The organism is Bacillus sp. GZB, from assembly GCF_001975995.1.
Lineage (GTDB): Bacteria > Bacillota > Bacilli > Bacillales > Bacillaceae > Bacillus > Bacillus velezensis.
On the sequence record NZ_MTQG01000018.1, the window covers coordinates 342,858 to 364,079 of the forward strand.

Here is a 21,222-nt window from a genome sequence, read left to right on the forward strand (position 1 = left end):
TTTAATTTCCCCTTAAGTATACTCACTCAGCTGTCTAGCCATTTATATCTAATCACCCCATACTTCTTTGTTTTTCTTAATCATAAAAAAGTCATATTCAGAAACATGGGTGTTGTTAATAATTTTTTCAAGTCCCCTGATAGGAGTAGATTTTAATTTTTTTCCGTTTTTATAAGAGTAAGAATTAATCACATATTTCCCACCCTTGCTTATTTCTAACAAGAAAATTTCAGACTCATCAAAATAAGTGAATTTTGCTTGGTTTTCAAATTTTGTTGATCTATGTAATGGGAGTTTTTTCTTCGGCTTCATACTTTTCAGATCAAAAGTATAAAGTATTGAATTAGCTGCCAAATGATATAAAGTGTCATTTTTCACAAAAAAGTTATTAGTGGAAAGAGGAATTGCCAGTTGAGAAATTTCATCAGGGATATTATAACTGCCTAAAGGATATGCCCCTTTAAACTTATTATGCTTTAAATCAATTTCTGCTACTTTGAATTGTACTCTGTTTGATTTATCCGTTTGGTTATATAGTATAAAAAAGGCTGAGCTTTTTTTAACTATTATTTGTGAATAAACACTCCAATTTTCTTCATTTAATATAGGAATTGTTGTTCCTTTCCCTACTGTAACTTTATCTTTATCTATTTTAACATCCTGGAAAGTCGGTGTTTTGATTGAAGAATCTTCATTTATCACGTAAATATATTCACCATCATTACCGGTACTTGTATAGAAACCCGGAATAATTTTTTCATGAAATCCATTGCTGTTACCCCATCTGATTAAGCTATTATAATGGTTTTTACCAACTTCTTGATTATTCAAAAAATAAAAGATATTTCCTTTTATTAAATGGCCCGATGACTGCCCATAACTTGTATGTACTTGATGTTGCATCGGGAATTTCTTAAAGCTATCGCCTATCATATATACTTCTTTTTTGTCCTGTCTAACTATGTTTTTTTCATCTTGTGCAATGGTTCCAACCTCAATAGCATCTCCTTTTACAGCTGTTGCTGCTCCTTTTTCATCAATATATACAGTGTAACTCCCATCTTTAGGGTAATCTATTGTTGCTGAATAATATATAGCTGCAATTTTATCATTCAAGAAATTCTTTTCTTTTTCTGTTTCAGTTTGTTTAACATCAGAAACTGAATTAGTATATTTAAATGTTCCGATACATATAAATATACCAATAAATACTATGACCCCAATTATAATAAGCCACTTAATCTTGTTCAAATATAATCTCACTCCTTAAAATAATATGACTCCCTAAATAAACTTAGGGAGTGAAAATAATTCATCAAAATGTTTTAATAGTTTTTGTATAATTGGAATCTCTGATGTCTCTTGGATAGACACCCAGACCTTTATCTTTATCCATATCTATACCAGCCTTTAGCTTAAAAGCTGACCATAATAGTTTTGAACAGTTTTTATCACCATAATGACTCGATTTTCTATTTGTTGCAAAATTATATGAATAACCATCCTTCCCAACCCTGCTGTAACCCCAATTTACTGAATTATTTTTTTTAGAACTAGAAACTTTCACATTTTGAATTACAGCATTTTTTTCGACCTTACGTTTCGAGGAAGCTATTGCACGAACACCTTTTTTAGGGACCGATTCGACAATTTGATTTCCCTTATAGTACATACCGACATGTCCATGCGGAAGCCCAAAAGTAGATGCAGGTGTATAGTAAACATTACCTTTAGAGCTTGATCCTATAATTTTCGGCCCGCTATTCTTGCCCATTGTGCTCATTCTATTACTTTTATCTTCTTCTTTATCTAGCTTTTCTTGCTTCTTTAATTCAGTTTTAATTTCCTCTAAGATCTCATTAGATGTTTTATTATCTTGTTTAACTAGATCATTAACAGATTCAATTAATTCTTTTTTCGACAGATTCGGATTCATTTTCAATATGTAGTTTACTGTTTCTGAATTATACGAGTCTACAGCCTTAACACTCGTAAAACCTCCAAATACTAAGGGAGTAACGATGCATAATGTTGCAAAAAATTTTCGCATTTTCATACTTATTACCTCCAACTATTTATTTATTCTCCTATATTTTAATTGATTATACATTTATTGTAAACACGACTTACGTACTGTATTTTCTCTGCGGTTAATTATTTGTCTTGTCTCAAAAACTTTGACTTGGAGTAAAGGAAAACGGAGAAAGTTACGGAGAAGAAAGAAATATAAAAGATTAATAGCTGATAGTTGCCCAACATATCTTTTACATTCATTGTTTAATATGGGAGACAGTTATTGATAAGGCGGAGAAATCATGAGAAAAAAAGAATACTGGCCTTGGTTGCCTGTCGTTAGGCTTGCTCATTCATCGTCACGTCTGTATCGAGCCAGCATGGGTTCGGAGATGATGCCGAACCCATGTTTTTTTGCCCGTTCAAAAAACCTTGCGGGAACGTTACCGCAAGGTTTTTATCAATCACTATTCTTTTCCGGCAGCGGCTTCCGCCTGTCCGCCTTTTAATTGATCATTGATTGCTTTGGCGTCTTTCAAATACTCAGTCTTGAAGCCGCTCTTCAGCGCCCACGCATAGAAGGCAAGGGCAACGATTGCGATCAGCCCCATATCCCACCCGTACGGAATGATGTTCAGACCGCCGAATTTTTCACTTCCGAGCCATGAAATGACCATCATGCTGAGCAGATAGAAAACCATCCAGACGCCGCCTTTAAAGTTTCTGCGGAATCCTTTCCACTTCGCTTTCGCTTGGTAGTAGAAATAAATCGGAAGGCCGATCAAAATGATAAACAGCACCTGCCCTGTTAACGGCCAGCGCGCCCAATACAGCACGAGAGACGCGAACACGAAGCCGAGCGGTGCAACCACGCTGAGGCCTTTCAGACGGAGAGGCCGGTATAAATCCCCCGCCGTCCGCCGCAGCGTCATCACCGTCACGGGACCCGTGATATAAGAAATCAGCGTCGCAACGGAAATGATTTCAGCAAGCACGCCCCATCCTCTGAATAAAAACAGAAAGATAAACGATACGATCAGGTTGAAAATCATCGCTTGGCGCGGCACGCCGTACAGCGGATGAAGCTTTCCGAAAATGCTCGGCATATATTTATTTTTTTCCATGCCGTAAATCATGCGTGACGTCGTAGCGGTATATGTGATACCCGTTCCTGACGGAGATACGAACGCATCCGCATAAAGGATAATGACAAGCCAGTTGATATTCAATGCGATCGCCAAATCGGCAAATGGAGAGTTGAAGTTCAGGTGACTCCAGCCGTGAACGATCATGGAAGGTTCAACCGCACCGATAAATGCGATTTGCAATAGGACGTAAATGACGGTTGCGACCAGCAGCGAACCGACAACCGCAATCGGAATCGATTTGCCCGGATTTTTTGCTTCTCCGGCCATGTTAATCGGGCTTTGAAACCCGTTAAACGCAAATACGATACCTGATGTGGCCACCGCCGTCAGCACGCTCGCCCAGCCGTTCGGCGCAATGCTTGAACCGGATGTGAAGTTTCCGCCGTGAAAACCGGTAAACAGCAGCGCTCCGATTGTCAGCCCCGGAATAATAATTTTAAAGATGGTAATCAATGAATTCGCTTTTGAAAATAAGTTAACTGTCCAATAATTCAGTAAAAAGTAAATAATCAGTAATACGGATGCGAAGCCGAGCCCCTCTCCCGTAAGAGTGCCGTTGTGAACGAGATTGCTTGTCCATTTTGCCCATTCCCACGGCCATGAGCTCATATATTGAACAGACGCAACCGCTTCCACCGGAATAACGGAAACAATCGCAATCCAGTTTGCCCATCCTGCGATAAATCCAATAAATGATCCATGAGAATATTGAGTATATTTTACCATTCCCCCGGCTTCCGGGAACATTGAACCCAATTCACTATAAGAAAGTGCGATAAACAAAATAACGATCATACCGATAATCCAGGAAATAATTGCGGCAGGTCCCGCAATCTGAGCCGCCCGCCACGCTCCGAATAACCAGCCGGAGCCAATCATCGACCCAAGTCCGACCATCATGAGTGCAAACGTTCCCATTCTGCGATGTAATTGATTCATAAAGTTAACACCTTTCAATTAAAATATGACTCCAGCGCTATCATATATTTATAATATTATTCTGAAAATAGTTTTGTCAATCTTTATCGCATTAAAGCGGAAAGCCAAAATTACCCTTCAGATGTTTAAACAGCCGTTAAGCGGGAATAACTACTGCAAGCCAGAAATAGAAAGGAGTTTTTATCGTGAAACAAAAACTGCTCATTTCAGGACTTGCCGTGTCGACTGTCGGAGTGACTTCCTACCTGCTCAAAGATAAATCAAACCGCCAAAAGGTGATGAACTTTATCCGCAATATGAAAACATCGCTCTCCGGGAAGCAGGATATTGAATCATTCCCCGTCAACAAAGCAGGCAACCCGCATCCCGAAGATATTGAAGATAACAAAATGGTATCCGAAGGCTCCATGTACCCGGTTCAATATTATGATGACAAGAAGAAATAATCTGTTTCCGGGCTGCCCGGCCGTATCAAACGGCGGCAGCTTTTTTTATGCAGACGGCGTTTGATAGAACCGCCAATATTGGCGCGAGCCTTTCTCCCGAACGGTAATGCCCAGCTTGGTTATTTCCGCTTTCAGCTCTTTCGCATCAGCCTTTTCCTCCTCTTTCAGCGCCTTTTCTCTCGCTTTTAAAAGAGCATTTGCCCCAGGCTCCAAATCCGGCGTGTCCGGCACCCACCGTTTGTATTCTTCTTTAAAAGGATCTTCCGTCCCCAGCCAGACATACCCATGCGCGCGAAACGCATCAGCTGCTTTTTCAACCGCCGGCTCAAGCTTCTCCCGAAAAAGCTCCTGTCCTTCAGTGCCTAATAAGACAAGATACTTCTCATCCGTAAACACACCGGAAATGCTGTCTTTCGAAAACACGCTTTCTTCATTATATATGGTTAAGGACACCTCGCTGTCCGTCACGACTGCCACAAGAGTTTCTTTAAAAGCTGCCCGCGTCAGCCACATTCCCCCGATTAAGCCGATAACGGCGATGACAGCCGCAGCCTTCCATCCGTGAAAAGAAGCGATCATTTCCAGCGGCCCGATAACAGGCAGCCAATCCAATGTTACGGCCCATTTCGCAATGACCGGCAGAAACCATCCGATGACCAGCCCCAATATTGGCGGCACCAGAAAAACCAAAGCTTTTTCAACCGATGATAACTCAAGAACCGTCTGTTTTTTTATTTCGTTCATGTTTCTCCTCCGTCTGTGTTTTTCACAACTATCCATTATACAAAGGTTTGGATGATTCTGTAAACTGTTTCCGAAACAATAAAAAGCCTCCCGGCCGCCGGGAGGCTTTTTAAAACAGGAGCTCATATACTTCATTCAATTCCATCGTGCGCTTCTCATCCTGCTCGTTCTCAGCATATTTGATTTCCTTTTCAAGCACCTGATTCAGCGCATCCATTTCCAGATCATTAAGATCTTTCACGAACTCGCCCTCATTTGCATAATGCTTCGCCTGAAGCTTTTTATAAATCCCTCGGCACACATCATGCTCCAAGTGGTTCGAAAGCGACTCGCGCAAATATCCGAGTGTCCTGTCCATCATGTAAGCCCTCCCTTTTCTATAGGAATAGCTTCCCGGAAAGAGAGAAAAACTATACATGAAAGCACCGGGCGGCTGTTTTAACTCTGTACCTGAATGGAGAAAAACCCGCTGCTTAATGGCGTGTACGGCCCGTTCAGCCCCGTTGCGGAGAAAGAGAACGTTCCTGAACTGACATAAGAAAGAGGAACACTGTAATATTTAATATAGCCTGTAACGATATTGCCGTTTTTCGTATATTCATCTTCCAGCGCTTTTGACGTAAGATTTGTAATATTCGTTCCGTTGTTAAACGCCTGGATCGTGTTATTGTTCGGATACCCTTGGAAATATACGGCTAAATAACCCGTTGTACCCTTCATCGGTTTTGATGCGCTGATTTGGTTCGGCCCGATATTTTCCCATTGGTAACTCTGACCGTCAGACGTCACACCGATAATACGGATTTGTGTTAAAGCAGGAGCCGGCGCCGCAGACGCTGATGGAGCCCACAACCCGCTCACAAGCAACAAAACAGCGGCGGCCGCCGCGAATAGCATAACGAGTCTCTTTTTCATGTTTCTTCCCCCTCTTATTCTTTTCGTAGAATCCTATACTATTTTACACGATTTACAAGGAAAAAGATTACATTTTATAAAAGAGTCCGGAACACTTTGTGAACTAGATATGAAACGCTCTTGAAACGCCGTTGATCATGAGAAAGATGCCGCAGATTCTTAACACGACTCTCGAACTTCTGTCATCTTTACCGAAAAAGGTTTTTCCGAGCCTCCCGATCCATACGTTCATTGCGGCTCCCGCGAACAATTCTATGATTCCGATCATTTCTGCCATATACAAAGCAGCCACCCTTCTAACCGTTTTTTTTCATATGACGGCTTATCATATAAAGTGATAAGACCAATGACGCTGCACCGGCAGCAAGAAACAGGCTCAGCGGCACGATCTGCATGCTGCCTCCGCCATTGTTTTGAAATGCGCCGATCGCCCATTTTTCAGGGGTAAACAACGACAGCATCCGCATGTACTCCGGAGCCGTGTCTAATGTGAAGAAAGCCCCTCCCAATAAACCCGTGACAGCTATAAAAACGGAAGCAAGCGACGTGAATTGCTTTTGGCTCTTCATGAACGGTATCACAGCCATCGTTACAGCAGTCAGCGCAAACGAGCAGGCCGCAAGCACCGCTCCCGCAGCAAAAACATGATCAGCAAAACGGATATGCAGCATGAATGTTCCGGCAGCGAGGATCACGATAATATGGAGAAGTCCGAATAGATACGCCGCCGCAAACTTAGAGATTGCATATGCCGTATAGGAAACGGGCGTGCTTAGCAATCTGTCATATGTATGATTTTCTTGTTCATCTATAAATGATCGCAGGCTTTGGACTGCAACGAACCAGATAAACATCACTAAAAATCCGATAAGTCTGTCGGCTGCCTGTCCCTCTTCATAAACGTGATGGCGGTCAACATTGACGGCGGAATGACCCTGAATATCCTTCAAGAGATCAGCTGCCGCCTGCTTCCCGTCGGTGTGCAGCGTGCGGGATATCACTTTTGCATCGCGGACTATTTTTTTCAGCGCGCCCGCCTGCTGCGCAATCAGCTGCTCTGTCAAAACAGCATCACCCTTTTCTTCATTCTGAATAAATGAAACGTTCAATTCATCTCCGGAAAATAATGTCTCTTCAAAATGAGAGCCGATCAGCAATCCAAATGATACATCCTGATGATTAACCTTTGTTTTTAATACGTCCTCCGTGACCTTCGTGACTTTTATATGGCCGGCTGTCTGAATCATTTTCATAAATTGCGCTGAATAGGCGCTCTGATCCTCATCAGCTACATATACTTCCTTCTGCTGACTGCCATCCGCAGAAAAGGAAAAGAAATATGTGAGAAGGAGCGGGGCGGAAATCGTCGCAAAGATGGCAGCCCGATTTTGCAGCATCAGTTTCAGCTGATGTCTGATCATGAATAACAGCTGCGTCATGAAACAGCCTCCTTCCGTTTAAACACCCAGATGGTCAAACATAAAAACACGGCTCCGATGGCGGCAAGCTCTGCCAAATCCGCCGCAATACCGCTCAGACCGGCATGCTGCGTGACACTGACATAGCTGTTGATCGCTTTGCCGTTCGGTATCAGCTCCTGCACGATTTTCAAACTATCAGGCAAGCCGTCTTTTGCGATAAAGCTTCCGCCTAAAAAACTGAATCCGTATAAAATGGGAGCCGCCATGCTTGAGACGGTCTCGTGGTTTTTTGCAGTAAACCCCCAAAGAAGCACGATACTGCCGATCGCAAATGAATAAACAATCGTAACCAGCAATATTTCAAACAAATTGCCCCATTTTACCTGATACAAGATGCTGCTTGCGATGATGACGGCAGCCATTTGCATAAGGATGGCAAGCATGATTCCCAAAAGCTTACCCGCCACATACTGGATACGTAAAACAGGCATTGATTTGATTCTGAATAACGTGTGCTGCTGTCTCTCTTCCACTATCCCGTGAATGAGCGCAAACGCGGTCATAATGGAGAACATGACGACCATTGCGATTGAATAATACTGCATCGCATCAATCGGAGCCGCGTGATTGCCGACCGCCTGTTTCGGAATGGTGACAGCCTGTTCACGTTCACCCGAAAGGCCGCTGATGATTTTGCTGACATCTCCCTTTGACAGATGTCCCGACTTCTTCAGCACCGCTTTTTCTTCACTGATCTCCGCTTTTACTCTGGTGACAAACGAATCGGCCATCATTTCCACAATGTCTCCGTTTACAGAGCCTTGTTGGTCCGAGATGACTTTGATACTTGTTTTTTCATTGTGTTCTGCCGCTTTTGCAAAGCCTTTCGGTACGTATACAAAAACGGAGACTTTGCCGCTTTCGACAAGCTGTTTCCCTGCTTGGTAACTGCCTATGTCTTTTACACGGATGAGATCAGTTTGTTTCAGCACGTCATTCTTTAATACGTCGCCCAAAGAACTCTCCGCGTGATCCGCATTATAAAACGCGGTCTGAAATGGCTTCACTTTCGAATCGCCGTGAAAAACCGTTCCTAAAATAAAAATCATCAGTGCCGGAAACAGAATCAGTTTTATATAGAAAGACTTTGCTCCGGCCAATAACCGAAAATCTAATAAGATCAGCCTGAATAATAATTTCATGACGCCCCCCTATGAATCCCGCAGCGTTTTGCCGGTGACCCGGAGGAAAATGCTTTCCAGATTGGCTTCCTCGAAATGAATGCCCTTAATGGTGATACCGGTTTTCCTGATATCATCCGCAATATCAAGGATATTGCGATCTGCCGCAGAGACGAGCATCGTAATGGTCTGCTGGCTGACAGCAGCCTCGGCAACACCGGGAATGCGGCGGATTTTTTTAACGGCATCATCATTCAGCCCCTCTGCATTCACGATCAGGGTATCAGAGGCTTTGGCTGACTGCTTCAATTCGTCTTTCGTCCCGCAGGCAATGATTGAGCCGTGATCCATGATCGCCGCTTTTTCACAGAGGTATTCGACCTCTTCCATGTAATGACTCGTGTAGATGACGGTCATCCCTTTTTCTTGATTTAACGTCTTCACGGTTTCAAGAATGTGGTGTCTGGATTGCGGATCAATTCCGACGGTCGGTTCATCTAAAATGAATAGTTTCGGTTCATTCATTAGCGCGGCCCCGATATTCACCCGTCTTTTCATGCCACCTGAAAACTCAGATATCCTTTGATTTCGCTGTTCCTGTAATTCGATGATGTCCAGCACTTCATCAACCCGTTTACAAAGTTCCTTACCGGAAAGTCCGTACAGACTCCCGAAAAAAGCCAAATTATCCTTTGCGCTTAACGCTTGATATAAAGCGATTTCCTGCGGGACGACTCCCATCACTTTTTTTATGGCCGCAGGCTGCTCCTGTAATGAGGCTCCGTCAATGCAGATTGTTCCGCCCGTCGGCGGGAGCACGGTGCTGATCATCGACACCGTTGTTGATTTACCGGCGCCGTTTGGTCCCAGGAGACCGAATATCTCTCCTTTTTCGACGCGCAGTGATATATGATTGACAGCGGTAAAATCGCCGTACTTCTTTGTCAAATCCGTTAATTCGAGCATTCGTGCAGCACTCCTTGTGTCATGTCTGCACTTATTCTACTCTCGGCAATCCTTGTTTTCTATTCACTTTCGTACTCGATATGGGTATTACTTTCGTCATATGTTTGGTGATGAAAAGAGAGAGGGGGTGAAGCGGGGCTATATCATTTTTTGCAAATATAATGTAAGCTCAGTCCTGTTTGTCACTTCAAGTTTATCGAGGATTCTGGATACATAGTTTTTCACAGTGCCTTCAGTCAGAAATAAGTCTGCGGCAATGCGTTTATTGCTTTTGCCTTCCATAATGTGTCTCGCCACATCAAGCTCTCTCGGCGTGAGAATCTCCGTCAGCTTTGACTGCGGCTCTTCCTGCACAGCAGGGATCTCCATATTGTTCAGCGCTTTTACGACGGAAACCGTGATTTTGGGATTCAGCATCATCTTCCCTTCATAAACGGCTTGAAGGGAGGCGATAATTTCATCTGAATCAGCATCCTTCAAGAGATAACCGTCGGCTCCGCTTTTCAGCCCGGCAAAAATATAGTGATCATCCTCAAACGTTGTCAGAATGATGACTTTTACGGACGGATATCGCACTTTTACCGCTTTTGTCGTTTCGATTCCGTCCATACCGGGCATTCTGATATCCATCAAAATCACATCAGTTTCGGTTTGAGAAAGCATCAAGAGAACCTCTTCGCCGCACGAAGCCTCTCCCGATATTTGAATTCCTTCGTGAAGACTCAGAATCATTTTCAGCCCTTCTCTCACAATGGACTGGTCGTCTGCAATCATGACATTCACTTGATTATTCCTCCTTGCATGGAATCCTTATTTTCACGTCAAAACCCGTTTCCTTCCCAGACGAGAAAACAGCCTCTCCGCCAAGTGCGGCCGCTCTTTTCTCAATTCCTTTCAGACCATTTGATTTTATGATCGTTCCGCAGGCTGAGCCGTTATTATGAAGATGCGCCAATATCATGTTTCGGTTTTTTTGAATCCGGACAGAAACATATGAAGCATGTCCATGCTTTATCGCATTCGTAATCGTTTCCTGAACGGATTGATAAAGACAATGCTTCACATCCGGCTGTTCCGCTTCTATGGCCGCGTCCATCTCCAGCTCGAAGCGTATGCCTCCCGCCTCTTGAAAATGGCTGAAAATGTCACGGAGCTCTTGCTCAAATCCCCGCCCCGGCAAAGAGCCCTGCAGCAGCATAACGGCCTGGCGAAGCTTTAAAATAGATTCTTTCGTAAGATCATGCGCCTTATGAATGATCTGCTTCACTTTGTCCGGCTGATGCCCGGCTGTCTTCCCGGCAAATTCCAAATTCATTTTCAGAGCAGCCAGATAATGACCGAGAGAATCATGCAGCTCCTGCGCAATTCTAGTTCTTTCTTTCGTAACGGCCAGTTCCTCAATCCGGTCTGAATATTCCTTCAGTGTGTCATTAGCGATCTTCAGCTCTCGGTTCAGCAATTCAACCTTCGACTTCTCCTGCAGGTTTTTCCGATATAAATAAATCACCGCAAACATGATGAAGTATGGCGGCACGATATCACTGACACCCGCTCCGCCGGCGTATAAAGCTGCGGCAAATGCGGCGGCATTCATCGTTAACAAAACAGCCGAAATCTCCTTATCAGTAATAAGCACCTCCGCCAATAAAAGCACCATTACGGCCTGTGCCCCCACACTATAGACATTGTACAAAAGTACTCCCGCGATAACGCTGCTCAGGAGAAAAGAGCCTTGATATACAGCCGGCCTTCTCTTCATATACAGCGGCCGCAGGCAGTCATTAGCCGTCAGCATAATCACGAGCACAGACAAAAAAACCTTCAGCTCCCCCCGGCCGGGAGGAAGCTGAAGAATCGCATGAAAGATTGATAGTAATGCAAAACCCCTGATCAGTAACTTCGTATGTGCAATCTTCATCGTATTCTCCTTACAAATGAGCGGCGGCTTTCCGCTCCACGTTCAGCACATCATACAGCTCATCAAGCGAATGAATCTCGTATGTCGGGATGATTCCGGACTCATTTGCTTTCTTTCCGGGATTAAACCAGCACGTATCCATTCCCGCCATCTGGCCGCCTTTTATGTCCGCGCTCAGTGAATCGCCGATAATAAGTCCGCCCTCGGCAGAAAAACCGGGAATTCTCGCAAACACGTAATCAAAGTATTCCTTCATCGGCTTTTGAAAACCCGTATCCTCAGATACAAACACATCTTTAAAGAACGGATACAGACCGGAGTCGCCCAGCCGCTTATATTGTGATCTTGAGACGCCGTTCGTCACGATGTATAAATCAAATAAAGGACTCAGCCGTTCAATCAGCTCATAAGCTCCGTCTATCATCTGGTGCCCTTCTTCTAAGTATTGGCGGTACGCCTGATTCATCAGCACGCCGTCGGCTTCGATGCCGTATTCTTTAAACAAAAGGGCAAACCGTGTATTCACCACTTCATCGCGGGTCATTTCCCCCTCTTCAAACGCTTTCCACAGCCCCTGATTTAACGCTTTATAACGGGCTTTTACCTCTGCCGTCAGCTCCAGCTTTGAACCTTGAAACAATCTTTGAAGAGCATCGGTTTCTGAAGCGGTAAAATCCAGCAGCGTATTGTCTATATCAAATAATAACGTACGGTAATGACTCATCGATGTTTCCTCCGGTTCTGCTTTTTTTAACCAGTATACCACTCGCGGACAAGCCGAAAAAGACACCCCTGTAAGAGAGGTGTCTTTTTGAATTATACAGCGTCTTCTATTTTCGATTTTTCACCAGGCATGCGCTTGCCGATACCGAACGCATAATAGCTGACCGTCACAATCGCCAGGAAAATCACCCCGACAACCAAAGAAATCCGCGTATCTTTGTTAAACCACATGCCGATCAATACCATGAGTAAGAAAGCGATCGTCAAATAGTTTGTAAACGGCGCAAAAGGCATCTTAAACGGATGCTTATCAAGCTCAGCGCCCTTCGCTCTTCTGAAACCGAGATGGCTGATTAAAATGACGAACCACGGAATCATTCCCGGCAGCACACTCGCGCTGTACACATAGACAAAAATTTTCGGAGGCGCGATGTAGTTCAGCACGACACCGATCACAAGTCCGATTAATACCGCAAGCGTACCGAATATCGGCACACCGCTCGAAGAAACTTTCTTAAAGAATTTCGGGGCCTGTCCGTTCACGCCCAATGTATAAAGCATGCGTCCCGCACTGAATATCCCGCTGTTGCATCCGGACATCGCAGCGGTAATCACAACAAAGTTAATCAAACCGGCCGCCGCCGTAATCCCGACTTTCGCAAATGTCGAAACAAACGGACTGCCGAGTGAGTGAAGCTCATTCCACGGATATACGGTAACGATGACGAAAATCGCACCGATGTAGAAAATTAAAATCCGCCAAATAATACTCTGAATCGCGCTTCGCAGCGTTTTTTGCGGGTCCTTCGCTTCTCCTGCCGTAATCCCGATCAGTTCGACCCCTTGATAGGCCGCAACAACCAAAGACAAGGCAAAGAAAAATCCTGAAAAACCATTCGTAAAGAAACCGCCGTGCGACCATAAATTAGATAATCCGATCGCATGCCCTCCGTTACCGAAACCGAAGAAAATAATCCCGATTCCGGCCACGATCATCAGAATAATGGTGACGATTTTGATCATGGCAAACCAAAATTCAAACTCACCGAAAGATTTTACCGAAATTAAATTCGCCGCACCGAGAATGGCCATAGCGATAATGCCGGGAATCCATGCCGGCAGATCAGGAAACCAATATTTCATATACGAACCGACGGCGATAATTTCAGACATCCCGACGATCACCCATTGAAACCAGTTGCTCCACGCCGTCATATAGCCGGCTAACGGATGTATATACTTATGGCCGAATGTCGCAAACGACCCTGTACTCGGCTCTACATAGAGCATTTCGCCCATCGCACGCATGATGAAAAAGATAAAGATACCTGAGATCGCATAAGCCAGCAGGACAGACGGCCCGGTCCATCCGATCGTGCTGGATGACCCCATGAATAAACCGACACCGATCGTGCCGCCCAGCGCAATCATCTGTATATGACGCGCGCTTAAGCCTCTCTTTAATTCTTTGTTTGCCACTTCGCTTCCTCCTCTTAACAGCTCTGATATATGTGAAATAATGAAGCAGAAGGTGCACCTGTTGAACCTAACTCACTCTTCATTTCCCGCAATATTAGAAATATTCTATCTTTCTATTGTTATATAATCTCCAATTTCCTTATTCCATCATAATAAATTTCTGTGGAAAATACAATTGTTTTTTTCAGGTAAACACCTTGCACCCTAAACCAACAGACTGAAAATAAAGCGCTTTCATTTTTATTGAATTATGAATATTGAGATAATAAATGCCACAGCCTCCGAGAAACAGGATGTCCCTGGAGAAACATGTTCCGCCCCCTACTCAATATTATTTTTGCTAAGCAGAATGGCGTAAAGTCTTACTCTCTTCCATTCTCCCTTGTATACGCCATAATCCTGCTTAACCCGGCAAAAATCATGCATTAATCGATAAACGCCTCATTCAGCCGCAGCAAAAGCCGGCCGAACATTTCTTTTTCATCGCCTGACCAATCGTCAAGCATACGATGATACCGCTCAAGACGCATCTTTTTATCAGCTTTTAACCTCTGTTTGCCAAGCTTCGTAATCGCAAACAGACTGACCCGCCCGTCAGAAGGATCGGAAAAACGCTGGATCAGCTCTTTCGACTCCAAGGCCGCTGCCTGGCGTGACAATGTGGAAATATCCAGCTTAAAAGATTCGGCTAATTCCTTTACACGCGCCGGTCCGAATTCATCCAGCTGCCGTAATAACAAATACGCAGCCCTTTCCAGATGTCCGATTTTACGGTCGGAGTTATCAAGATAAACAGCTCTCCTAATAAAAGTGGTGAGCTCATATTCAATTAATTCAATCGGATCTTGTTTTGACAACAGCCTCACTCCTTACAATTGACAACAGCAATATTAGTTGTATAATACAAACATATGCACATTTACTCAGAAAACATATAGAAAGATTTTGCATACATATATTTGTATAGTACAAATATATGCGCAAAAAGTAAAGAAACATATCGAAGCATCAAGAAAGGGGGAAGCTGCTCTTCTCCAAAGAACAGCATTGTCGTGAAAGTCATACGCATCATCTTGCAAATCATTATTTTATTCGCATTTTCCTTTATCGGGGGAGCCGTTCAGCAGTTCTTTCACCTGCCCATTCCCGGAAGTATCATCGGTTTGATCCTGCTGATCATATGTTTATCGGTTAAGATCATTCCCGTCAAAATGATTGAAGACGGAGCCGGATTTTTGCTGTCTTTTCTTCCGCTGTTATTCATTCCGGCCATGACGGGCGTCATCAATTACCCGTCACTGTTTTCCGCCAGCGGGGCTGCTCTGTTTCTGATCATCGTGCTGAGCACCATCGTCACAATGATTGCCGCAGGGTACGCCAGCCAGCTGTTAGAGCACAAAGCCAATCAGAGAAAGGAGAAAAAGAAGTGCAGCAAGCATGTATCGCAATCCTTATAATTTTGTTCACGGCCGCCGCCTATCTGGCTATGGTGAAATTATATGTGCGCTTTCCATATCCCTTTCTCATACCGGTTTTGACGACTACGATTTTCATTATCGCCGTGCTGCTTGTTTTTCATATTTCGTATAAAGACTATATGATCGGCGGACAATGGATCAATTCACTGCTCGGCCCCGCCGTGGTGGCTTTGGCATACCCGCTTTATAAGCAGCGCCGGGTGTTAATCAAGTATATGTTTCCGATCATCGGCGGCGTGTTGGCCGGTTTATTCTCCGGAATGGTCAGCGGCCTGCTATTTGCAGAGCTGTTCGGCATCAGCCGGAGTTTGATTTTGTCAATTATCCCAAAATCAATTACGACGCCTGTCGCCATACAGATTGCGTCCGGTATCGGCGGTGTCCCTTCCATGACAGTCGTGTTCGTCATGATCGCAGGGTTTTCCGGCGTTATCTTAGGACCGCTGCTTCTCAAGTGGATCCGCATCCGCAGCTCACTCGGGAAAGGAATTGCATTCGGGAGCGCTTCCCATGCGCTCGGCACCTCAAAAGCAATGGAGTACGGAGAATTAACGGTCTCCATGAGTTCTGTTTCCATGACGCTCTGCGCCGTGTTAGGGTCGGTCTTCGGCCCCGTTGTAGCATGGATGTTTCAAATTTAAAGCTGGCGGTTCTCCGTCAGCTTTTTTCATGTGCGGATCATCTCATTTCCTTCCATTATTACGTTTCATTTGTAAGAATAATGGTAAAGTAGAAAACAAGGAGGGATTTAATGATGACTGGGACAATTCCGCAAAAGAAACTGCTGGATGGGACAAGCATTCCCGCGATCGGCTTCGGTACATACGCTCTTAATGGAAACAACGGCGTTCACGCCATTACCAGCGCCATTGATATCGGCTACCGTCTGATTGACACCGCTTATAACTATGAAAATGAAGGGACGGTCGGAGAAGCCATCCGCAGAAGCTCTGTTCCGAGAGAACAGCTATACGTGACGTCCAAGCTGCCTGGGCGCTACCATGACTACGACAAAGCTGTACAAACCATCCAAGAATCTTTATACCGCGCCGGTCTGGACTACTATGACCTGTATCTCGTCCATTGGCCGAACCCGAAACAAGACCGCTACACGGAAGCATGGCAGGCACTGATTGATGCGAAAAAATGGGGTCTGATCCGATCCATCGGCGTCTGCAATTTCCTGCCTGAGCATATCGAACGGCTCGAACGTGAAACCGGCGTAAAGCCAGGCATCAACCAAATAGAACTGCATCCCGCTTTTAATCAGCAGCAGCAGCGCCAATGGCACGAAGAACAGGGCATCGTGACAGAATCATGGAGTCCGTTATCCCGCGCCGGTGAAGTATTGAACGATCAAAAACTCGGACGGATTGCGGACAAATACGGCAAAACCATTTCTCAAGTCATTTTACGCTGGCATATCCAGCTGGGCGCCATCCCGATTCCAAAATCAGCATCGCCCGAGCGCCAGCTTGAAAACATCTCTGTTTTTGATTTCTCCCTTGATGAAAACGACATGAGCATCATCGATTCGCTTACCCGCCCCGACGGACGCATAAACGGCCAAGACCCGGCGGAGTATGAGGAGTTTTAAGAAAAGACATAAAGAAAGCTGACGTCATCATTCGTCAGCTTTTTTCTCAATTTATATACGCACACCCAGCTCCCGTTTCCATTCAGAAAGCCAATCTGTATCCCCAGATCCGTATTGCCTGCTTTGGCCGACATCACGCAGAGAGCCGTTTTTATACTCAATGGACAGCACCAAATCAGGAATGGCATCATAACCCGTTCTCGCAAGCTTCGTGAGCGCCTGTCCGTAATGGGCAGCCGCTTCTGCCGCCGTATGTTTCAGCAAAGGATCGTGCTGCAGCGCTTCCTTATAGACGTCTAACTAAATAACCAGCCGCCGGTCATATCACCGACAGCTGACTTCGAAAAGTGTTCTGATCCCTGTTCCAAAAACATCAATAAATTTATTTAAATTGTTATATCATCTTTCAATGTTTTTTCACGCCTTTGCATTTTTGATTTTTTAAAATTAAATATTTCATATACGCATGGTATCACTATTAAGGTAAGCATGGTTGCTACTGCCAAACCGCCAATCACAACAACTGCTAAGCTTTGTGAAACAAGATTGACCGACTCTGATTTCTTCACTAATATACGAAGATAACTGACTACTCCCCAGGCTATTATAATAATGGATGTTAACGTAATAGCAGCTTTATTAGCAAAGGACCATTTAGTTAACCATGACATATGAAATCTCCTCTCTCTTTATAAATTTACTGGACAATCCTTCTATTTTTTTACTGCTCTTCATAAACCAATTTGGTATAGTTTTTACAGAGTCCTATATAAAAAGCAACCATTATAAGAACAAATAATCCGATGCCGCATAGAATTGGAATGGTGAATTTTACATTCATAATCTGTTCCAGCATATTCATTGCTACAATGCTATGAAGGGCCCCCACAATCACAGGCAGTAAAAATGCAATTCCAACTTGCAGATAGACAGACCTCTGCACTTCCTTTTTACTCATACCAATTTTTTTCAACATTGAATATTGTTCCCTATCAGTGAATGCATCACTTAAAATTTTAAAGTAAATTGTACTAAAGGTCGCTAGTATGAATACTAGGGACATAATCAGGCCTAAAAAGAAAAATTGACCTAAAGCATAATACTCCCATGTAAAGCTTTGATTCTTTCCATTTACATTCAAATCTCCACCTGGTACAACTTCCTTGATTCTATTAACCACTTCCCTACTTTCTTTTTCATCTGTAATTCGCACACCATTTAATACAATCTCTTGGTTTTTCTTTCTTAATTCTTTATAATCATTGTCATTTAAAACATAAATGTTTTTGTCACCATATTTTTTAATTTTCCCTGTAAAAGGGAGCTGTGTATGTTTAGAAACTAGGAAATTATTATTATTAATGCTCACTTTATTACCATCAACATAAATAGGTGAAGCTATCGAATCAGCATTTAGAATAAAAGAAATTTCATGAATTTCTGGTTTAATTTGATTCAAAATACTTGCTTTATTACTATAATCCAAAAATATTAATGTTTTCTTTATTTGTGAGTAACTAGTGATAATAGCTTTGTTATTCGGATCAATATTTTGCTTATTATCGTCGTATTGGACATTACCAATAAAAAAGTGAATCTTATTGATTCCGATTAAGTCATGCTTTGACTCTCGAATCACTTCTTTGACTTTATCTTTGACATCTTCAGAATTGCTTTCAAAACTTAAACTGTATGGGGAGGCTGTGATGTCATAATTTGCTTCAAACTGTTTGAACGAAATGCTTACATTGAATGCAGTTACGGTAGCTGCTGTTAAAATAGCCGTCATCGCTAAACTTCTATAATTAACTTTTTGTCTAAAGAAAGTATTGCTTATACTGACTAACCTTACATCTTTATAAATAATTTTTTTTGAATTTGTTAACTTCCCTAAAATTATAGTCAGAGAACTTCCAAAAAACAGATAAGTCCCCGTGCTGACCAAGATCAAGATTCCCATCGCAGAAAGCAATAAATCCAAATCCCATTGCTTAAAGTTTAGTGCAACTATATAGCCTGCAGCAATTAATACTAAACCTGTAAAACCCTTTGTATAATTATATTTTGGAGGTGAGGGCTTTGCTTTCGAAGCATTCAACATATTAATTAGTTGTGTTTTTTTCACAACTCTATAGTTTTTCATTCCCAGCATTACAAAGATGATCCCGAACACAATAATAAGCTGAATGATGGCTTGTGCAGATATACTAAAAGGAATTTCACCACCCAGTGTCATGGACTTACTTAATAACATTAAGAACAATTTCGAGAATAATATCCCGATCAATAAACCCATTAATAGAGACAAACTGCCTATTAGAATACTTTCAATTGCGAATACTCTTCCAATTTTAGACGTACTTATTCCCATTAGCATGTATAACCCGGTTTCTTTTTGACGTTGCTTTAAAAAGAATCCATTGGCATGCCACATAAAAAAGACCACTGTGCAAATTAGAACAAAGCCAGATGTTGCACTTGCCACTACAGCTGATTGAAATCTTTCAGTTAATTGGACAAACACTTCATTGTACTGTATAGCAGTAAAATTGTAGTAAGTTGCCACAGTTACAACTAAAACCACAAAATATAATCCATATATTTTTAAATTGTTCTTCAAAAGCTTAAACGCAATTTTAAAGGAGTTCATTTTCCGATCCTCCCATTACGGCAAGCATGTTTAACACTTTCTTAAATAATTCCTTTTTATCTCCGCTGCTGTCTAGTCTTCCGTGTAATTTACCGTCCTTTAAGAACATAACCCTATTACAATAACTTGCTGCGTTTGCATCATGGGTTACCATGATGATGGTTGTTCCTATGGTTTTGTTAATATTTTTAAAACATTCTAGAACCTCTGAGGATGACTTAGAGTCAAGGGCCCCTGTTGGTTCGTCTGCAAAAATAACCTTTGGAGAGGTAATTAACGCACGACAAATAGCTACTCTTTGCTTTTGACCGCCTGACAATTCATATGGATACTTATCTAACTGATTTGAAATTCCTAAGAGCTCAGTTAGTTCATCAATTTTTTTTAGGATGATTTTGTGTTTTACATTGTTTAGTGCAAGAGGCAGAGCAATGTTATCTCTAATTGTCATATTGTCTAATAAATTAAAAGCTTGGAAGACAAATCCGATTGTGTCTCTCCTGAATTTTGCAAGGTCCTCATCCTTGTAATAATCTATTCTTTTACCATCGATTAAAACTTCTCCTAAAGTAGCTTTGTCAATAGTGGACATAATATTTAACAATGTTGTCTTACCTGAGCCTGAAGGGCCCATTATCCCAACAAATTCACCTTTGTTGATATTTAAGCTTACCTCTTTAAGCGCTCGAAAGGTACTGCCAATTTCACCATACTCCTTTATTACATTTGATACCTCTACGATCTTATTCATCTATAAACCCCCATAAAATCTGATCATGTGTAGGACATTGATTCTTATAGTTGTATTATAATTTAGGGCACAAAACGCTACTATCGATTTAGGTTACATTTCTAAAAATGAATGTGACATTCATGTTAGGTTGGGGTGATGGGTTAGAGGACTTTTGTACAAAACCAAGGATAATCAGCATGTGAGGTTTTTCAGCAGATATAAGGAGCGGCACCGCTCCTTATATAACAAGGCGGATTGATTTTCACCTTGTATTACCAATTGGATTTACTTACTAAGTGATTAGTCTGTTTGTTCTCATTTTCAAAATATACTGATAAAAACGCAGACAGAATTATACCCAACGAATTGAGGACTTTAATCATTTCCAAAGTAAACATGAACTATGTTTCCAAGGTTAAATAAATTAGAGGAACCCATAGGTCATAAACCTTTTTTAATCAACTCGTAATAACTAAACACTGTTACTTTCTGATGCATTATTTTTAATGTATTTAACGTCTCATTGATTTTTTACTACTTGTTCGGTATATTCATTTATAAGAAATATCATCTTATTAAGGCGAAAATTTAACATCTCTTTCGAGTTACTTTTCTCCAAAAAGATAATTCTTCAAAATCAACAGTCTTATCGTCCACTCCATAAAAAAGAATTCGGTAAATTGTTTTTCGGTTTAAATTCATGGGTTTCTATTGACTTAAACTCAGTTCTCAAAATCGGCAAGAAAATATCTTCTGAGGAGCTTTTCTACGGAGACAAATAGGCACGAGGGTAGGATTTCCTTCATTTCGAAATTTGTGACAAAGCTCATATGTAAGCAGTTCACCCATACTATGTTCGAAAATAGGCAAA

Annotated in this window: 23 protein-coding genes and 1 pseudogene; 5 read left to right on the top strand and 19 right to left on the bottom strand. The window is 42.5% G+C overall.

Going from position 1 to position 21,222, the window contains the following annotated elements; all coding sequences use genetic code 11:
* Window positions 1-48 precede the first annotated feature (48 nt).
* Together BXO87_RS17865 and BXO87_RS17870 are read right to left on the bottom strand one after the other, a co-directional pair.
* Complete coding sequence (locus tag BXO87_RS17865) at window positions 49-1,251, bottom strand: hypothetical protein (protein WP_038456824.1); 1,203 nt, start codon at window positions 1,249-1,251, stop codon at window positions 49-51.
* A 64-nt stretch (window positions 1,252-1,315) separates the two neighbouring features.
* A complete protein-coding gene (locus BXO87_RS17870; RefSeq protein WP_038456822.1) occupies window positions 1,316-2,056 on the bottom strand; it encodes a hypothetical protein in 741 nt (246 codons plus the stop codon).
* Between the two features lie 259 nt (window positions 2,057-2,315).
* On the opposite strand from BXO87_RS17870, the gene BXO87_RS20645 reads away from it, so the two are divergent.
* The gene (locus BXO87_RS20645) at window positions 2,316-2,522 is read left to right on the top strand and encodes a hypothetical protein (protein ID WP_139337733.1); all 207 of its coding nucleotides are present in this window, start codon (window positions 2,316-2,318) and stop codon (window positions 2,520-2,522) included.
* Here the strand turns inward: BXO87_RS20645 and BXO87_RS17875 are convergent.
* A complete protein-coding gene (locus BXO87_RS17875) occupies window positions 2,481-4,100 on the bottom strand; it encodes an APC family permease (RefSeq protein ID WP_007609126.1) in 1,620 nt (539 codons plus the stop codon). The two genes, BXO87_RS20645 and BXO87_RS17875, sit on opposite strands and share 42 nt — an antisense overlap.
* A 185-nt stretch (window positions 4,101-4,285) precedes the next feature.
* On the opposite strand from BXO87_RS17875, the gene BXO87_RS17880 reads away from it, so the two are divergent.
* Entirely contained in the window at window positions 4,286-4,546 is a 261-nt protein-coding gene (locus BXO87_RS17880; protein WP_003156732.1) for a hypothetical protein, read from the top strand.
* A gap of 45 nt (window positions 4,547-4,591) precedes the next feature.
* Here the strand turns inward: BXO87_RS17880 and BXO87_RS17885 are convergent, their stop codons facing one another.
* The 12 genes from BXO87_RS17885 to BXO87_RS17940 all read right to left on the bottom strand — a co-directional run bounded on the left by BXO87_RS17885 (window position 4,592) and on the right by BXO87_RS17940 (window position 14,750).
* Window positions 4,592-5,290 carry a YqeB family protein gene (locus BXO87_RS17885; RefSeq protein ID WP_038456818.1) on the bottom strand — a complete coding sequence of 233 codons (699 nt, stop codon included), beginning with the start codon at window positions 5,288-5,290 and terminating at the stop codon, window positions 4,592-4,594.
* Between the two features lie 109 nt (window positions 5,291-5,399).
* Entirely contained in the window at window positions 5,400-5,648 is a 249-nt protein-coding gene (locus tag BXO87_RS17890) for a sigma-G-dependent sporulation-specific acid-soluble spore protein CsgA (RefSeq protein ID WP_038460644.1), read from the bottom strand.
* 80 nt (window positions 5,649-5,728) lie between these two features.
* Window positions 5,729-6,205, bottom strand: coding sequence for a DUF4879 domain-containing protein (locus BXO87_RS17895; RefSeq protein ID WP_007408988.1), 477 nt, complete (start codon window positions 6,203-6,205; stop codon window positions 5,729-5,731).
* 103 nt (window positions 6,206-6,308) lie between these two features.
* Entirely contained in the window at window positions 6,309-6,488 is a 180-nt protein-coding gene (locus tag BXO87_RS17900; RefSeq protein WP_038456816.1) for a hypothetical protein, read from the bottom strand.
* 13 nt (window positions 6,489-6,501) lie between these two features.
* Window positions 6,502-7,644, bottom strand: a complete 1,143-nt coding sequence (locus tag BXO87_RS17905; protein ID WP_038456813.1) for an ABC transporter permease — start codon at window positions 7,642-7,644, stop codon at window positions 6,502-6,504.
* On the bottom strand, window positions 7,641-8,828 hold the full coding sequence (locus BXO87_RS17910) for an ABC transporter permease (RefSeq protein WP_038456811.1): 1,188 nt from the start codon (window positions 8,826-8,828) through the stop codon (window positions 7,641-7,643). Before BXO87_RS17910 ends, BXO87_RS17905 begins: the two co-directional genes overlap by 4 nt.
* 9 nt (window positions 8,829-8,837) lie before the next feature.
* Complete coding sequence (locus tag BXO87_RS17915) at window positions 8,838-9,773, bottom strand: ABC transporter ATP-binding protein (protein ID WP_038456809.1); 936 nt, start codon at window positions 9,771-9,773, stop codon at window positions 8,838-8,840.
* Between the two features lie 138 nt (window positions 9,774-9,911).
* Window positions 9,912-10,556: a response regulator gene (locus tag BXO87_RS17920; protein ID WP_038456807.1), complete on the bottom strand. Its 645-nt coding sequence runs from the start codon at window positions 10,554-10,556 to the stop codon at window positions 9,912-9,914.
* Between the two features lie 4 nt (window positions 10,557-10,560).
* Window positions 10,561-11,691 (bottom strand): sensor histidine kinase, encoded by a 1,131-nt coding sequence (locus tag BXO87_RS17925; protein ID WP_038456806.1) that lies wholly within the window; start codon window positions 11,689-11,691, stop codon window positions 10,561-10,563.
* Window positions 11,692-11,701: 10 nt separating this feature from the next.
* The gene (locus BXO87_RS17930) at window positions 11,702-12,415 is read right to left on the bottom strand and encodes a YjjG family noncanonical pyrimidine nucleotidase (RefSeq protein ID WP_038456803.1); all 714 of its coding nucleotides are present in this window, start codon (window positions 12,413-12,415) and stop codon (window positions 11,702-11,704) included.
* Between the two features lie 92 nt (window positions 12,416-12,507).
* Entirely contained in the window at window positions 12,508-13,893 is a 1,386-nt protein-coding gene (locus BXO87_RS17935; RefSeq protein ID WP_038456801.1) for an amino acid permease, read from the bottom strand.
* Between the two features lie 425 nt (window positions 13,894-14,318).
* Window positions 14,319-14,750, bottom strand: a complete 432-nt coding sequence (locus BXO87_RS17940) for a MarR family winged helix-turn-helix transcriptional regulator (protein ID WP_003156749.1) — start codon at window positions 14,748-14,750, stop codon at window positions 14,319-14,321.
* A gap of 195 nt (window positions 14,751-14,945) precedes the next feature.
* On the opposite strand from BXO87_RS17940, the gene BXO87_RS17945 reads away from it, so the two are divergent.
* The 3 genes from BXO87_RS17945 (at window position 14,946) to BXO87_RS17955 (ending at window position 16,968) form a co-directional block, all read left to right on the top strand.
* Window positions 14,946-15,350 carry a CidA/LrgA family holin-like protein gene (locus BXO87_RS17945; RefSeq protein ID WP_003156751.1) on the top strand — a complete coding sequence of 135 codons (405 nt, stop codon included), beginning with the start codon at window positions 14,946-14,948 and terminating at the stop codon, window positions 15,348-15,350.
* The gene (locus BXO87_RS17950; RefSeq protein ID WP_007408978.1) at window positions 15,320-16,012 is read left to right on the top strand and encodes an LrgB family protein; all 693 of its coding nucleotides are present in this window, start codon (window positions 15,320-15,322) and stop codon (window positions 16,010-16,012) included. Before BXO87_RS17945 ends, BXO87_RS17950 begins: the two co-directional genes overlap by 31 nt.
* A 110-nt stretch (window positions 16,013-16,122) precedes the next feature.
* Window positions 16,123-16,968, top strand: coding sequence for an aldo/keto reductase (locus tag BXO87_RS17955; protein WP_079978468.1), 846 nt, complete (start codon window positions 16,123-16,125; stop codon window positions 16,966-16,968).
* A 51-nt stretch (window positions 16,969-17,019) separates the two neighbouring features.
* On the opposite strand, the pseudogene BXO87_RS17960 reads toward BXO87_RS17955, so the two are convergent.
* The 4 genes and pseudogenes from BXO87_RS17960 to BXO87_RS17975 form a co-directional block, all read right to left on the bottom strand.
* A pseudogene (locus tag BXO87_RS17960) lies at window positions 17,020-17,268 on the bottom strand (DUF4885 family protein); the annotation flags it as partial.
* 86 nt (window positions 17,269-17,354) lie between these two features.
* Window positions 17,355-17,639 carry a hypothetical protein gene (locus tag BXO87_RS17965; protein WP_032872656.1) on the bottom strand — a complete coding sequence of 95 codons (285 nt, stop codon included), beginning with the start codon at window positions 17,637-17,639 and terminating at the stop codon, window positions 17,355-17,357.
* Between the two features lie 50 nt (window positions 17,640-17,689).
* A complete protein-coding gene (locus BXO87_RS17970) occupies window positions 17,690-19,618 on the bottom strand; it encodes an FtsX-like permease family protein (RefSeq protein ID WP_038456790.1) in 1,929 nt (642 codons plus the stop codon).
* Window positions 19,605-20,369, bottom strand: coding sequence for an ABC transporter ATP-binding protein (locus tag BXO87_RS17975; protein ID WP_007408973.1), 765 nt, complete (start codon window positions 20,367-20,369; stop codon window positions 19,605-19,607). Before BXO87_RS17975 ends, BXO87_RS17970 begins: the two co-directional genes overlap by 14 nt.
* Between the last annotated feature and the right edge of the window lie 853 nt (window positions 20,370-21,222).

Coding starts and splice junctions, on each gene's coding strand:
- BXO87_RS17915 (WP_038456809.1), bottom strand. CDS start 9,773: ATGCTCGAATTAACGGATTTGACAAAGAAGTACGGCGATTTTACCGCT.
- BXO87_RS20645 (WP_139337733.1), top strand. CDS start 2,316: ATGAGAAAAAAAGAATACTGGCCTTGGTTGCCTGTCGTTAGGCTTGCT.
- BXO87_RS17870 (WP_038456822.1), bottom strand. CDS start 2,056: ATGAAAATGCGAAAATTTTTTGCAACATTATGCATCGTTACTCCCTTA.
- BXO87_RS17955 (WP_079978468.1), top strand. CDS start 16,123: ATGATGACTGGGACAATTCCGCAAAAGAAACTGCTGGATGGGACAAGC.
- BXO87_RS17875 (WP_007609126.1), bottom strand. CDS start 4,100: ATGAATCAATTACATCGCAGAATGGGAACGTTTGCACTCATGATGGTC.
- BXO87_RS17890 (WP_038460644.1), bottom strand. CDS start 5,648: ATGGACAGGACACTCGGATATTTGCGCGAGTCGCTTTCGAACCACTTG.
- BXO87_RS17965 (WP_032872656.1), bottom strand. CDS start 17,639: ATGTCATGGTTAACTAAATGGTCCTTTGCTAATAAAGCTGCTATTACG.
- BXO87_RS17925 (WP_038456806.1), bottom strand. CDS start 11,691: ATGAAGATTGCACATACGAAGTTACTGATCAGGGGTTTTGCATTACTA.
- BXO87_RS17895 (WP_007408988.1), bottom strand. CDS start 6,205: ATGAAAAAGAGACTCGTTATGCTATTCGCGGCGGCCGCCGCTGTTTTG.
- BXO87_RS17905 (WP_038456813.1), bottom strand. CDS start 7,644: ATGACGCAGCTGTTATTCATGATCAGACATCAGCTGAAACTGATGCTG.
- BXO87_RS17910 (WP_038456811.1), bottom strand. CDS start 8,828: ATGAAATTATTATTCAGGCTGATCTTATTAGATTTTCGGTTATTGGCC.
- BXO87_RS17930 (WP_038456803.1), bottom strand. CDS start 12,415: ATGAGTCATTACCGTACGTTATTATTTGATATAGACAATACGCTGCTG.
- BXO87_RS17970 (WP_038456790.1), bottom strand. CDS start 19,618: ATGAACTCCTTTAAAATTGCGTTTAAGCTTTTGAAGAACAATTTAAAA.
- BXO87_RS17975 (WP_007408973.1), bottom strand. CDS start 20,369: ATGAATAAGATCGTAGAGGTATCAAATGTAATAAAGGAGTATGGTGAA.
- BXO87_RS17885 (WP_038456818.1), bottom strand. CDS start 5,290: ATGAACGAAATAAAAAAACAGACGGTTCTTGAGTTATCATCGGTTGAA.